Source organism: uncultured Amnibacterium sp. (assembly GCF_964245895.1).
Classification (GTDB): domain Bacteria; phylum Actinomycetota; class Actinomycetes; order Actinomycetales; family Microbacteriaceae; genus Amnibacterium.
Genome location: NZ_CAXTOQ010000092.1, coordinates 1 through 13,486, shown reverse-complemented (window position 1 = coordinate 13,486; position 13,486 = coordinate 1). Strand labels below are relative to the sequence as shown.

Here is a 13,486-nt window from a genome sequence, read left to right as displayed (position 1 = left end):
GAACCCCTCCCTATCCTTTCCGGGTGCCGATCTCGAGGGTGGGAAGCAGCCCCAAGCTGAGCGTCAAGGGGGCGAGGGTCCACAACCTCCGGAACGTCGATGTGGAGATCCCGCGGGACTCCCTCGTCGTCTTCACCGGGTTGTCGGGCAGCGGGAAGTCGTCGCTCGCCTTCGACACGATCTTCGCGGAGGGGCAGCGGCGGTACGTCGAGTCGCTGTCCGCATACGCCCGCCAGTTCCTCGGCCAGGTCGACCGGCCCGACGTCGACTTCATCGAGGGGCTGTCGCCCGCGGTGTCGATCGACCAGAAGTCCACGAACCGCAACCCGCGGTCGACCGTCGGCACGATCACCGAGATCTGGGACTACATGCGCCTGCTGTGGGCGCGCATCGGCGTCCCGCACTGCCCGATCTGCGGCGAGGTCATCGCCAGCCAGACCGTGCAGCAGATCGCCGACCAGCTGATGGAGCTGCCGGAGGGCACCCGCTTCCAGGTGGTCAGCCCGGTCGTGCAGCAGAAGAAGGGCGAGTTCCAGGATCTCTTCAAGGAGCTGCAGGCGAAGGGCTACAGCCGCGCGGTCGTCGACGGCGAGACGCTGCAGCTGGCCGACGCGAAGCCGCTGAAGAAGTCGTTCAAGCACGACATCGCGGTCGTCGTCGACCGGCTCGTCGCGAGCCCCGACGGCCTGACCCGGCTCACCGACTCGCTGGAGACCGCCCTCTCGCTCACCGACGGGCTGGTGCAGGTCAACTTCGTCGACGAGGAGGGCCCCGCCGCCTGGCGCACGTTCTCCGAGAAGCTGTCCTGCCCGAACAACCACCCGATCCAGCTGAGCGAGATCGAGCCGCGCACCTTCTCCTTCAACGCCCCCTTCGGCGCCTGCCCCGAGTGCTCCGGGCTCGGCACGCGGATGGCGGTCGACGCCGACCTGCTGCTCGGCGACCCGTCGCTGTCCATCCGCGAGGGCGTCATCGTGCCGTGGAGCAACCAGGGCAAGCAGCTCTACAACTACTACGACCGGATGCTGTCCGGTCTCGCCAGGGACCTCGGCTTCTCCCTCGACAGCCCGTGGGAGGCGCTGCCTGAGGACGTGCGCGACGCGGTGCTGCAGGGCAACAACTTCGAGGTGCGGGTGCGGTGGAAGAACCGCTACGGCCGCGAGATGTCGTACACGCAGGGCTTCGAGGGCGTGATCCCGTACCTCGAGCGCAACTGGCTGCAGGCCGAGACCGACGTGCAGCGTGCCCGCTGGGCGGAGTACCTCCGCGAGGTCCCGTGCGCGGTGTGCGGCGGCAAGCGGCTGAAGCCCGAGGTGCTCAGCGTGCTCGTGGACGGCCGCAGCATCGCCGACGTCGCCGACATCTCGATCGCCGGCGCCGCCGAGTTCATGGAGACGGTCGTGCTCACGGACCGGCAGGCGCGGATCGCCGCGCAGGTCCTGCGTGAGATCCGGGCGCGACTCGAGTTCCTGCTCGAGGTCGGCTTGACCTACCTGACCCTGTCCCGCGGGGCGGGCACCCTGTCCGGCGGGGAGGCGCAGCGCATCCGCCTGGCCACGCAGATCGGGTCGGGGCTGACCGGCGTCCTGTACGTGCTGGACGAGCCGTCCATCGGTCTGCACCAGCGCGACAACCGCCGGCTCATCGACACGCTCGTCAAGCTGCGCGACCTCGGCAACACCCTGATCGTCGTCGAGCACGACGAGGACACCATCCGCACCGCCGACTGGATCGTCGACATCGGTCCCGGCGCGGGCATCAACGGCGGCGCGGTCGTCCACTCCGGCGACTACGACGGCCTGCTGGAGGAGCGCGCGTCCATCACCGGCGACTACCTGGCCGGCCGGCGCGCGATCGAGGTGCCGCGGAAGCGCCGCAAGATCGACCGCAAGCGCCGCATCGAGGTCGTCGGCGCCTCCGCGAACAACCTGCGCGACGTCACGGTCGGCTTCCCGCTCGGCGTGATGACCGCGGTCACCGGGGTCAGCGGATCGGGCAAGAGCTCGCTGGTGAACGACATCCTGTACCGCGTGCTCGCCAACCGGTTGAACGGGGCGAGGAAGGTGCCGGGCAAGCACAAGCGGGTCACCGGCACGGAGGACCTGGACAAGGTCGTGCACGTGGACCAGGCGCCGATCGGCCGCACCCCGCGGTCGAACCCGGCGACCTACACTGGCGTCTTCGACCGCGTCCGCACGCTGTTCAGCGAGACCGTGGAGGCGAAGGCGCGCGGCTACCTGCCCGGCCGGTTCAGCTTCAACGTCAAGGGCGGCCGCTGCGAGCACTGCCAGGGCGACGGCACGATCAAGATCGAGATGAACTTCCTGCCCGACGTGTACGTGCAGTGCGAGGTGTGCCACGGCGCCCGCTACAACCGGGACACCCTGCAGGTGCACTACAAGGGCAAGAACATCGCCGAGGTGCTCGACATGCCGATCTCCGAGGCGGCCGAGTTCTTCGAGCCGATCAGCGCGATCCACCGGTTCCTGAAGACGCTCGTCGACGTCGGGCTGGGCTACGTGCGGCTCGGGCAGAGCGCGACCACCCTCTCCGGCGGCGAGGCGCAGCGCGTGAAGCTCGCGACCGAGCTGCAGCGGCGCACGAACGGCCGCAGCGTGTACGTGCTCGACGAGCCGACCACCGGGCTGCACTTCGAGGACGTGCACAAGCTGCTCCAGGTGCTGAACGGCCTGGTCGACAAGGGCAACACGGTCGTCGTGATCGAGCACAACCTCGACGTCATCAAGTCCGCCGACTGGATCGTCGACATGGGGCCGGAGGGCGGGGCCGGCGGCGGCTCCGTGGTCGCCGAGGGCACCCCCGAGCGGATCGCGGAGCACCCCGACAGCCACACCGGCCGGTTCCTCGCCGAGGTCCTGCCGCAGGCGGCGCTGGCCGCGAGCGCGTGACCGCGGGCGGCTCGATGAGCAGCGGCGCCTGATGGCCGAGACCGTCTCCTGGCGGCCGAGGACGGGGGAGATCCCCGTCTCGCCGGGCGTGTACCGGTTCCGCGACCCTCGGGGCCGGGTGCTCTACGTCGGTAAGGCGAAGAACCTCCGCGCCCGGCTCAGCAACTACTTCCAGCCCCTCCGGGCGCTGCACGACCGCACCCGCCGCATGGTGCTCACCGCCGCGAGCGTCGAGTGGACGGTCGTCGGTACGGAGTTCGAGGCGCTCCAGCTGGAGTACAGCTGGATCAAGGAGTTCTCGCCGCCGTTCAACGTGCAGTTCCGCGACGACAAGTCGTACCCGTACCTCGCCATCACGCTGGGCGACGAGGTGCCGCGGGTGCTGATCACGCGGAACCGGAGGCTGAAGGGCGCGAAGTACTTCGGCCCGTACACGAAGATCTGGGCGATCCGGGAGACGCTCGACCTGATGCTGAAGGTGTTCCCGGTGCGCAGCTGCTCCGAGACGACCTATCGGCGGGCGGAGCAGACCGGCAGGCCGTGCCTGCTCGGCGACATCGGGAAGTGCGCGGCGCCGTGCGTCGGCAGGATCCCCAAGGAGGCGCACCACGCCCTCGCGGAGGACCTCGCGACGTTCATGGGCGGCGGCGACCAGCGGTTCCGCAGCGACCTGACGAAGCGGATGCAGGAGGCGTCGGCCGCGCTGAACTTCGAGGAGGCCGCCCGCCTCCGCGACGCGATCGGCGCGATGGACGCGGCGCTCTCGAAGAGCGCCGTGGTGCTGCGGGACGACGTCGACACCGACGTCTTCGGCATCGCCGACGACGAGCTGGCGGCGAGCGTGCAGCAGTTCATCGTGCGCGGCGGCCGCATCCGCGGCACGCGCAGCTGGGTCGTCGACAAGGAGCTCGACGTCCCGCTCGGCGAGCTCGTCGAGACCGTGCTGCGGAACGCGTACGACGAGGACGTGCACCCGCCCCGCGAGGTCCTGGTGCCCGAGCTGCCCGACGACGCGGACGAGCTGGCGACCTGGCTGTCCCAGCGGCGTGCGGCCGGGCGGGAGTCGGAGGGGCTGCGGGGCAGCGGCCGCACCCGGCTGCACGTCGCGGAGCGCGGGGAGAAGGCGCAGCTGGCGGAGACCGCCGCCCGCAACGCCGCGCACGCCCTGATGCTCTACAAGACGCGGCGCAGCGCCGACTTCACCGCCCGGTCGCAGGCGATCACCGACCTGCAGGAAGCGCTGGGGCTGCCCGACGCGCCGCTGCGGATCGAGTGCTTCGACGTCTCCCACCTCGGCGGCACGAACGTCGTCGCGTCGATGGTGGTGTTCGAGGACGGGCTGCCGCGCAAGGACCAGTACCGGCGTTTCAACGTGGCGGAGACGACGGACGACACCGATTCCATCCACCAGGTCCTCAGCCGCCGCCTGGCGCACCTCGCGGACGAGGACAGCGCGCCGACGGTGCAGGGGGAGCGCTTCGCCTACCGCCCGAACCTGCTGCTCGTCGACGGCGGGCAGCCGCAGGTCGCCGCGGCGCAGCGGGCGCTCGACGACGCCGGCGTGACGGGGATCGGCCTGGCCGGCATCGCCAAGCGCCTCGAGGAGCTGTGGCAGCCGGGCAGCGACTTCCCGGTGATCCTGCCGCGCAACAGCGACGCGCTCTTCCTGGTGCAGCGCCTGCGCGACGAGGCGCACCGGTTCGCCATCACCCACCAGCGGATCCGCAGGAAGCGCGACATCGGTTCGCAGCTGGCGGAGGTGCCGGGTCTCGGGGAGTCGCGGGTGAAGCAGCTGCTCAAGCACTTCGGCTCGGTCGCGCGGCTGCGGCAGGCCACGGCCGAGGACGTCGCGGACGTCCCCGGATTCGGCCGCGTGCTCGCGACGGCCGTCGTCGAACGTCTCCACCAGGGCGACGAGGGCGCCCAGGAGGATGCGCAGGAGGAGGCCGAGGCGCCGTCCGCCGCCGCGGTGCCCGGTTAGGCTTGCCGCATCGCACATCGACGCTCACGGAGACCGTTCCCGTCATGACGGACCCCACGCCCGAGGCCGACGCCTCCGCAGTGCCAGGCCGCGCAGGTCAAGACGCTGCAGACCTCCCGACGACCCGCCGCGTGCTCGTGGTCACCGGGATGGCGGGTGCAGGCCGATCCACCGTGAGCAACGCGCTCGAGGACCTCGGCTGGTACGTCGTGGACAACCTCCCCCCGCAGATGCTGCGGCCGCTGCTCGACCTGGCCGGGCACTCCGACGAGCGGCTGGCCCGGATCGCGGTCGTGGTCGACGTGCGCGGCGGGCAGCTGCTCACCGAGCTGCAGGACGCCGCGAAGGCGTCCGGCGACGGCCCGGAGCTGCGGCTGCTCTTCCTCGAGGCCAACGACGCCGCGCTCGTGCGCCGGTTCGAGGCCGTGCGCCGGCCGCACCCGCTGCAGGGCAGCGGCACGATCCTCGACGGCATCACCGCGGAGCGGGAGATGACCGCCGCGGTCCGCGAGCAGAGCGACATCATCATCGACACGTCCGAGCTGAACATCCACCAGCTCGCGACGGCGATCAACGAGCTGTTCGCCGACGACGAGACGCCGGGAGTCCGGGTCACCCTGACGAGCTTCGGCTTCAAGTACGGCGTCCCGACGGACGCGGACATGGTCGCCGACGCCCGGTTCCTGCCGAACCCGTTCTGGGTCCCCGAGCTGCGGGCGCACACGGGCAAGGACGAGGACGTCCGGGACTACGTGCTCGGGCAGCCGGGAGCCCTGGAGTTCGTCGAGCGGTACGCGGAGGCGCTGCGTCCCGTGCTCGCCGGCTACCAGCGCGAGAACAAGAGCCACGCGACCATCGCGATCGGCTGCACGGGGGGCAAGCACCGCTCCGTCGCGGTCGTCGAGCGCATCGCGGACCTCATCGCCGCGCAGCCCGGCGTCGCCATCAGCATCAAGCACCGCGACCTCGGCCGGGAGTGACCTCGGGCGTCGTCCCGTACGGCGCCCGGTGTGCGCGCACCGGGTTCGGATGCGACACTGTTCCCCACGTCGTCACCCATCCGGCGCCGATTCGGTGCGATCACGGGCGGGGAACGCCGGGGGAGAGACGGGGAGTCGCGGGCATTGGCACTGACTGCTGAGGTGAAGGACGAGCTGACCCAGGTCGACGTCGGGAAGACGTCCGTCCGGGCAGCGGAGCTGGCGACGATCCTGCGGTTCTCCGGAGGGCTGCACCTCATCTCCGGCCGCATCGCGGTCGAGTCGGAGCTCGACACCCCGCAGCTCGCCCGGCGCGTGCGCCGCGACCTCAGCGAGCTGTACGGCGTCCGCAGCGAGATGACCGTGCTGTCCGCCTCCGGCGTGCGGCGCAACAGCCACTACCTGGTGCGGGTCGTGGACGGCGGCGAGACGCTCGCCCGCCAGACCGGCCTGCTCGATGCGCGCCGCCGCCCCATCCGCGGCCTGCCGAACCGGCTCACCACCGGCTCGCCCGACGAGATCGAGGCCGTCTGGCGCGGCGCGTTCCTCGCCCACGGCTCCCTGACCGATCCGGGCCGCTCGGCGGCGCTGGAGGTCACGTGCCCCGGCAACGAGACCGCGATGGCGCTGGTCGGCGCGGCCGGCCGGCTCTCGGTGCAGGCGAAGGCCCGCGAGGTCCGCGGCGTGCACCGCGTCGTGATCCGCGACGGCGAGGCGATCAGCGAGATGCTCGGCCACATGGGCGCCCGCCGCTCGGTGCGCAACTGGGAGGAGCTGCGTCAGCGGCGCGAGGTCCGGGCGAACACGAACCGCCTGGTGAACTTCGACGACGCGAACCTGCGCCGCAGCGCCCAGGCCGCGGTCGCCGCGTGCGCCCGCGTCGAGCGCGCGCTGGAGATCCTCGGGCCGACCATCCCCGAGCACCTCCGGTACGCCGGCCAGCTGCGCCTGGACCACCGCGAGGCCAGCCTCGACGAGCTGGGCCACTTCGCCGACCCGCCGATGACGAAGGACGCCGTCGCCGGCCGCATCCGCCGCCTCCTCGCGCTCGCCGACAAGCGCGCGATCGAGGAGGGCATCCCGAACACGGAGGCCGCCGTCCCGGCCGAGATCGACGGCTGACCGGGCCCTGCCGTACGCGGTTCAGGGTCCGGTACGCCGTTCAGGACGGATGCGCCGTTCCCGTCCTGAACCCGATGCCGGTTCCTGATCGACGCACCGTTGTCGCTCCTGGAGCGCCGCCCGCGCGACCCGGTCGACGTGCCAGGTGCAGGTCACGGTGCCGTGTGCAGGACGGCGCCGCCGTGCTCGTCCTGCGCACCGTCCGCCGTCCTGCAGACGGACCTGCAGACGGAATGCGGGGGGCCTGCCGGGCATACGCCGCCGGCCCAGCGGTTGCGAGCCCGTGCGCAGCATGCGCTCGGCCGACGGTCATAGGCTCGTCGGCGAACGTCAAGGAGGAGCTGCAATGCCCGTGTATTCCCTGCCCGACCTTCCCTACGACTACGCCGCGCTCCAGCCGAGCATCAGCGCCCGCATCATGGAGCTGCATCACGACAAGCACCACCAGGCGTACGTCACGGGCGCGAACATCGCGCTCGACCAGCTCGCCGAGGCCCGCGACAGCGGCAACCTCGCGAACGTGAACAAGCTGACGAAGGACCTGGCGTTCAACCTGGCCGGTCACGTCAACCACTCGATCTTCTGGACGAACCTCTCGCCGGACGGCGGGGACCGGCCGACCGGCGACATCGCCGCCGTGATCGACGACTCCTTCGGGTCGTTCGACAAGTTCACGGCGCACTTCACCGCGGCCGCGATGGGCGTGCAGGGCTCCGGCTGGGCGGCGCTCGTCTACGACTCGATCGGGCAGCGCCCGATCGTCCTGCAGTACCACGACCAGCAGCAGGACTTCCCGGCGGGCACCATCCCGCTGCTCCTGCTCGACGTCTGGGAGCACGCCTACTACCTCGACTACGCGAACGTCCGGGCCGACTACGTGAAGGCGTTCTGGAACATCGTGAGCTGGTCGAACGTGCAGGAGCGCTTCACCACCGCCCAGAAGCAGACCGCGGGCCTGCTGGTACCGTGACCGAGGCGCCCGCCGCCTCCCTCGGCGAGCAGGCCCCGACGACCACTTGCGCGCGCCGTCCGGTGCGCCTGATCTCGGAGGAACAGTGACGACTCGCGTCGGCATCAACGGCTTCGGCCGCATCGGCCGCAACTACTTCCGGGCCGCGCTCGCCAAGGGCAGCGACCTGGAGATCGTGGCGGTGAACGACCTGACCGACAACACGGCGCTCGCTCACCTCCTGAAGTACGACTCGACGGGCGGGGTGCTGAAGGAGTCGGTCCAGGTCGACGGCGACACCATCGTCGTGAACGGCAAGCCGGTGCAGGTGCTCGAGCAGCGCGACCCGGCGCAGCTCGGCTGGGGCGACCTCGGCGTCGACGTCGTGATCGAGTCGACGGGCCGCTTCACCAAGGCGGACGACGCGCGCAAGCACATCGCGGCCGGCGCGAAGAAGGTCATCATCTCCGCGCCCGCCTCGGGCGAGGACGGCACGTTCGTGATGGGCGTCAACGAGGGCTCGTACGACCCCGCGACGATGCACATCCTGTCGAACGCCTCCTGCACCACGAACTGCCTCGCGCCGCTGGCGAAGGTGTTCAACGACGCCTTCGGCATCGTCAGCGGCCTGATGACGACGGTGCACGCGTACACCGCCGATCAGAACCTGCAGGACGGCCCGCACAGCGACCTCCGTCGCGCCCGCGCCGCGGCGCTGTCGATCATCCCGACCTCCACCGGGGCCGCGAAGGCGATCGGGCTGGTGCTGCCGGAGCTGAAGGGCAAGCTCGACGGCTTCGCTCTGCGCGTGCCGGTCCCCGTCGGCTCGGTCACCGACCTCACCGTCAAGGCCGGCAAGTCGGCGTCGATCGACGAGATCAACGCGGTCTACCGCGAGGCGGCGGAGGGTCCGCTGAAGGGCATCCTCAAGTACGTCGACGAGCCGATCGTGTCGGCGGACATCGTGGGCGACCCGCACTCGTCGCTGTACGACTCGGAGCTCACCCGGGTGATCGGGGACCAGGTCAAGCTGTCCAGCTGGTACGACAACGAGTGGGGCTACTCCAACCGCCTCGTCGACCTGACCGACTACGTGGCCGCCCGGCTCTAGCCGACCCGGCCCCGTCCGATGCTGCGCACCCTCGACTCGCTCGGGGACCTCGCCGGCACCCGCGTCGTCGTCCGCTGCGATCTCAACGTCCCGCTGAAGGACGGGGAGATCACGGACGACGGCCGGGTGCGCGCGAGCGTCCCCACCCTCGACCGCCTGCTGGGCGCCGGCGCCTCGGTGACCGTGCTCTCGCACCTCGGCCGCCCCGACGGCGCTCCGAACCCGAGGTACAGCCTCGAACCGGTGGCGAAGCGGCTCGGCGAGCTGCTGGACCGCGAGGTCGAGTTCGTCCCCGGCACGGCCGGCGAGGCGGAGCCCGGCTCCGGCGCCGTCACCGTGCTGGAGAACCTCAGGTTCGACCCGCGCGAGACGAGCAAGGACGCGGGGGAGCGACGCGAGTACGCCGAGGCCCTCGCGCGGCACGGCAGCGCGTTCGTCTCGGACGGCTTCGGCGTGGTGCACCGCAAGCAGGCGAGCGTCTACGAGCTCGCGCAGGTGCTGCCGAGCGCGGCCGGTCTGCTGATCGCCGACGAGCTGTCGGTGCTCGAGCGGCTCACCGAGCGGCCCGAGAAGCCCTACGCCGTCGTCCTCGGCGGCTCCAAGGTCAGCGACAAGCTCGGCGTCATCGACCACCTGCTGCCGCGGGTCGACGCGCTGCTGATCGGCGGCGGGATGCTCTTCACCTTCCTCGCGGCCAAGGGCTTCGCGGTCGGGAGGAGCCTGCTCGAGCAGGACCAGATCCCGCGGGTGCAGGAGTACCTGCAGCGGGCCGAGTCCCTCGGCGTGACCCTGCTGGTCCCGACCGACGTCGTCGTCGCCGCCGCGTTCGCGGCGGACGCCGACCACGAGACGGTCGCTGCCGATGCGATCGAGTCGTCCGCCTTCGGTGCCGACGGCATCGGGCTCGACATCGGCCCGGACACCGCGGAGGCGTTCGCCGGCGTCATCGCCCGGTCGCGGACCGTGTTCTGGAACGGGCCGATGGGCGTGTTCGAGTTCCCGGCGTTCGCGTCGGGCACGAAGCGCGTCGCGGAGGCCCTGACCGAGGTCGACGGGCTGTCGGTCGTCGGCGGCGGCGACTCGGCTGCGGCCGTGCGCTCGCTCGGCTTCGGCGACGACCGCTTCGGGCACATCTCGACCGGTGGCGGCGCGAGCCTCGAGTTCCTCGAGGGCAAGGATCTGCCGGGCCTGCAGGTGCTCGGCTGGGAGAGGGACGCATGACGACCGGAGCAGACCGAAGGCCGTTCATCGCCGGCAACTGGAAGATGAACCTCGACCACCTCCAGGCGATCGCGCTCGTCCAGAAGCTGGCCTGGACCCTCAAGGACGCCGCCTACGACCCGAAGGGCGTCGAGGTCGCGGTGTTCCCGCCGTTCACCGACCTGCGCAGCGTGCAGACGCTGATCGACGCGGACAGGTTCGACCTCGCGTTCGGCGCGCAGGACCTCTCGCCGAAGGACTCTGGCGCCTACACGGGCGACATCTCGGGCGCCTTCCTGAAGGCCCTCGACTGCTCCTACGTCCTCGTCGGCCACTCCGAGCGGCGGCAGGGGCACGGGGAGACCGACGAGGTCGTGAACGCGAAGGTCCTGGCCGCCGTGCGGCACGGCCTCGTGCCCGTGATCTGCGTCGGCGAGACCGAGGCGGAGCTCGAGCAGCACGGCACGAGCGCCGTCCCGGTCGCGCAGACGAAGGCCGCCCTCGCCGGCGTCGCCGCAGGCACGCCGGTCGTCGTCGCGTACGAGCCGGTCTGGGCGATCGGCACCGGCAAGGTCGCCACCCCCGAGACCGCGCAGGAGGTCGGCGCGGCGATCCGCGCGGCGATCGCGGAGGCGCTGACCGAGGAGGACGCGGCCGCGACGCGCATCCTCTACGGCGGCTCCGTGAAGAGCGGCAACATCGCCGGCTTCCTCCGGCAGCCCGACGTCGACGGTGCGCTCGTCGGCGGCGCGAGCCTGGACCCGACCGAGTTCGCAGGCATCGCCCGCTTCCCGAAGCACGTGGGCGTCTAGCGCGCCCTCGTCCTGCCCGTCCACCGCGCCGGACGGCGCCTTCCGGCCGCTGTCGCGCGCCCGGGTATACTTGCCGCGGCTGAGAACCGGCTGCTTGGCACACATGAGGAGGACCGGATGGACATTCTGAAGGCCGTCCTGCTCGTGGTCCTCGCGGTCACGAGCGTGCTGCTGACCCTGCTGATCCTGCTGCACAAGGGCCGCGGAGGCGGGCTGTCCGACATGTTCGGCGGCGGCGTCACCTCGAGCCTCGGCGCATCGGGCGTCGCGGAGCGGAACCTGAACCGCATCACGGTCGTCCTCGGCCTGGTGTGGTTCGCGTGCATCGTCCTACTCGGCCTCATCACCCGCTTCACCGGCGCCTGAGCGCCCTCGCGACACGAACAGGAACGAGCACACATGGCGTCTGGCGGCAGTGCGATCCGCGGCTCCCGCGTCGGAGCGGGACCGATGGGCGAGCAGGACCACGGGCATCACGCCGAGCGCGTCGCCGTGTCCTACTGGGACGCCCTCGGCAACGAGACGGTGCGGTACTTCGCGGCGAACCTGCCCGCGGACGAGATCCCGGCGACGATCGACTCCCCGTCCAGCGGGCTGCCGGCCGGCCGGGACAAGGCGAACCCGCCGTCGGTCCAGAAGAACGAGCCGTACAAGACGCACCTCGCCTACGTGAAGGAGCGCCGCACGGACGAGGAGGCGGCCGACCTGCTCGAGGACGCGCTGAAGCAGCTGCGCATCCGGCGCGGCAAGATCAGCGCCGACAGCTGAGCCGCTCGACGCCCCCGGCTCAGTAGCTGGAGGCGATGAGGTTCTGCGGCACGTCCTGCGCCGCGTCCTGATCGATGAAGAACACGGTCCGACGACGGCCCTGCGCGCCCGCGGCGGGCACCTCGATCGCGGACGCGCCGGCGAGCGCGAGCCCGAGCGCCGACGCCTTCTCCGCGCCGGACAGCACCAGCCAGATGCGCTGAGCGCTGTTGATCACCGGCAGCGTGAGGCTCAGCCGCCGAGGCGGCGGCTTCGGCGAGCTCTCGTCGGCGACCACGAGCCGGTCGTCGTTGAGCCGCACGTCGTGCTCCGGGAACAGGGACGCGATGTGCCCGTCCGGCCCGACGCCGAGGAACACGATGTCGAAGCGGGGCACGGTGAGCCGCAGCGCGGGATCCGCATGCGCCCGCAGCTCCTCCGCGTAGCGGTCGGCTGCCTGCTGGATGTCCGGGATCTCGTCGGAGGCGGGGAACGGGTGGATGTTCTGCGGCGGCACGGGGATGTGGTCGAGCAGCGCCTCGCGGGCCTGCACCTCGTTGCGCTCGCCGTCCGCCTTCGGCACGAAGCGCTCGTCGCCCCACCAGAAGTGGACCCGGCTCCAGTCGATCGCGCCGCGCATCGGCGACGTGGCGATCGCGCGCTGCACGCCCGTGCCGCCCGCGGTCCCGCCCGTCAGCACCACGTTGACGTCGTGGTACTCGTCGAGCAGGTCGGTCAGCTTCGTGAGGAACCTGGCCGCCACCGCCGCGATGAGCGCATCGACGTCTGGGTGGACGAGCACACGGCGTTCGTTGGTCACAGTCCTCCAGTCGAGGTGGCGGCGAGGCCGCGGTCCAAGCCGGCGAGCCCCTCCGTGAGCACCTGCCCGTAGAGGTCGTCGGGGTCGAGGCGCCGCAGCTCCTCCGCGAGGCAGTCTCGCAGACCGCGCCTGGGCAGCGAAACGTCCTGCCTCGGCTGGCCGGGCTGGGAGAGCGTCGCGACGTCGGGGACGGCCCGCTCGAGCTCGATCGGACCGGAGGCCCGCAGCAGCCGCACGCCGTGGATGCCGCTGGAGCCGGTCGACCGGTCGGACAGGACGACGGTCACGGGCACGTCCAGCGCGAGCCGCAGCCAGGCGGCGAGCAGCTCCGTCGAGGGGGAGTCGACGGCGCCGGACACCTCGACCGCCTCCACGGACTCGTAGGGCGGCTGGTCCAGCGCCGCGGCGAGGACCGCCCGCCAGAGCGTGAGCCGGGTCCACGCGAAGTCGCTGTCGCCGGGGCGGAACGTCGCCGCGAGGTGGTCGAGCGCGCGCTGCGGGTCGGGCTGCGCGGAGGCGTCGGTGATTCGCCGCTGCGCGATCCGGCCGAGCGGCGACTCCGCCACGACGTCGGGCACGTCCGCGCCCGGCCACCACGCGACGACCGGCGCGTCGGGCAGCAGCAGCCCGGTGACCAGGCCCTCCTCGTCGGCGCCGGCAGGACCCCAGACGCGGAGCATGACGACCTCGCTCGCGCCCGCGTCGCCGCCGACGCGGATCTGCGCGTCGACGCGGGGCGGAGCGTCCGGACCGCCGGCTTCGTGGACGACCACGATGACGCGCATCGGGTGCTCCCGCGACGCGTCGTTCGCGGTCCGGATCGCCTCCTCGGCGGCGCCGCTCTCCGCGCTGATG

General features: G+C 71.6%; 12 protein-coding genes. 10 read left to right on the top strand and 2 right to left on the bottom strand.

Annotated features, from left to right (window positions below):
- Nucleotides 1–23: 23 nt before the first annotated feature.
- The 10 genes from uvrA (at nt 24) to ACFE60_RS12505 (ending at nt 11,832) form a co-directional block, all read left to right on the top strand.
- Nucleotides 24–2,909, top strand: coding sequence for an excinuclease ABC subunit UvrA (gene uvrA / locus ACFE60_RS12550; RefSeq protein ID WP_375389197.1), 2,886 nt, complete (start codon nt 24–26; stop codon nt 2,907–2,909).
- A 31-nt stretch (nt 2,910–2,940) separates the two neighbouring features.
- Nucleotides 2,941–4,890, top strand: a complete 1,950-nt coding sequence (uvrC, locus tag ACFE60_RS12545; protein ID WP_375389196.1) for an excinuclease ABC subunit UvrC — start codon at nt 2,941–2,943, stop codon at nt 4,888–4,890.
- Between the two features lie 44 nt (nt 4,891–4,934).
- Nucleotides 4,935–5,870 carry an RNase adapter RapZ gene (gene rapZ, locus ACFE60_RS12540; RefSeq protein WP_375389195.1) on the top strand — a complete coding sequence of 312 codons (936 nt, stop codon included), beginning with the start codon at nt 4,935–4,937 and terminating at the stop codon, nt 5,868–5,870.
- 144 nt (nt 5,871–6,014) lie between these two features.
- A complete protein-coding gene (gene whiA, locus ACFE60_RS12535) occupies nt 6,015–6,992 on the top strand; it encodes a DNA-binding protein WhiA (RefSeq protein ID WP_375389194.1) in 978 nt (325 codons plus the stop codon).
- A 346-nt stretch (nt 6,993–7,338) separates the two neighbouring features.
- A complete protein-coding gene (locus ACFE60_RS12530) occupies nt 7,339–7,962 on the top strand; it encodes a superoxide dismutase (protein WP_375389193.1) in 624 nt (207 codons plus the stop codon).
- A gap of 85 nt (nt 7,963–8,047) precedes the next feature.
- Nucleotides 8,048–9,052 (top strand): type I glyceraldehyde-3-phosphate dehydrogenase, encoded by a 1,005-nt coding sequence (gap, locus tag ACFE60_RS12525; protein WP_375389192.1) that lies wholly within the window; start codon nt 8,048–8,050, stop codon nt 9,050–9,052.
- A gap of 18 nt (nt 9,053–9,070) precedes the next feature.
- Nucleotides 9,071–10,273: a phosphoglycerate kinase gene (locus ACFE60_RS12520; RefSeq protein ID WP_375389191.1), complete on the top strand. Its 1,203-nt coding sequence runs from the start codon at nt 9,071–9,073 to the stop codon at nt 10,271–10,273.
- On the top strand, nt 10,270–11,064 hold the full coding sequence (gene tpiA / locus ACFE60_RS12515; protein ID WP_375389190.1) for a triose-phosphate isomerase: 795 nt from the start codon (nt 10,270–10,272) through the stop codon (nt 11,062–11,064). Before ACFE60_RS12520 ends, tpiA begins: the two co-directional genes overlap by 4 nt.
- 117 nt (nt 11,065–11,181) lie before the next feature.
- Nucleotides 11,182–11,430: a preprotein translocase subunit SecG gene (secG, locus tag ACFE60_RS12510; protein ID WP_375389189.1), complete on the top strand. Its 249-nt coding sequence runs from the start codon at nt 11,182–11,184 to the stop codon at nt 11,428–11,430.
- A 33-nt stretch (nt 11,431–11,463) separates the two neighbouring features.
- The gene (locus tag ACFE60_RS12505; protein WP_375389188.1) at nt 11,464–11,832 is read left to right on the top strand and encodes an RNA polymerase-binding protein RbpA; all 369 of its coding nucleotides are present in this window, start codon (nt 11,464–11,466) and stop codon (nt 11,830–11,832) included.
- Nucleotides 11,833–11,851: 19 nt separating this feature from the next.
- Here the strand turns inward: ACFE60_RS12505 and pgl are convergent, their stop codons facing one another.
- Together pgl and ACFE60_RS12495 are read right to left on the bottom strand one after the other, a co-directional pair.
- A complete protein-coding gene (pgl, locus tag ACFE60_RS12500; protein WP_375389187.1) occupies nt 11,852–12,631 on the bottom strand; it encodes a 6-phosphogluconolactonase in 780 nt (259 codons plus the stop codon).
- On the bottom strand, nt 12,628–13,486 hold an 859-nt coding region (locus ACFE60_RS12495; protein ID WP_375389186.1), incomplete at its 5' end, for a glucose-6-phosphate dehydrogenase assembly protein OpcA. The genes pgl and ACFE60_RS12495, both read right to left, overlap by 4 nt.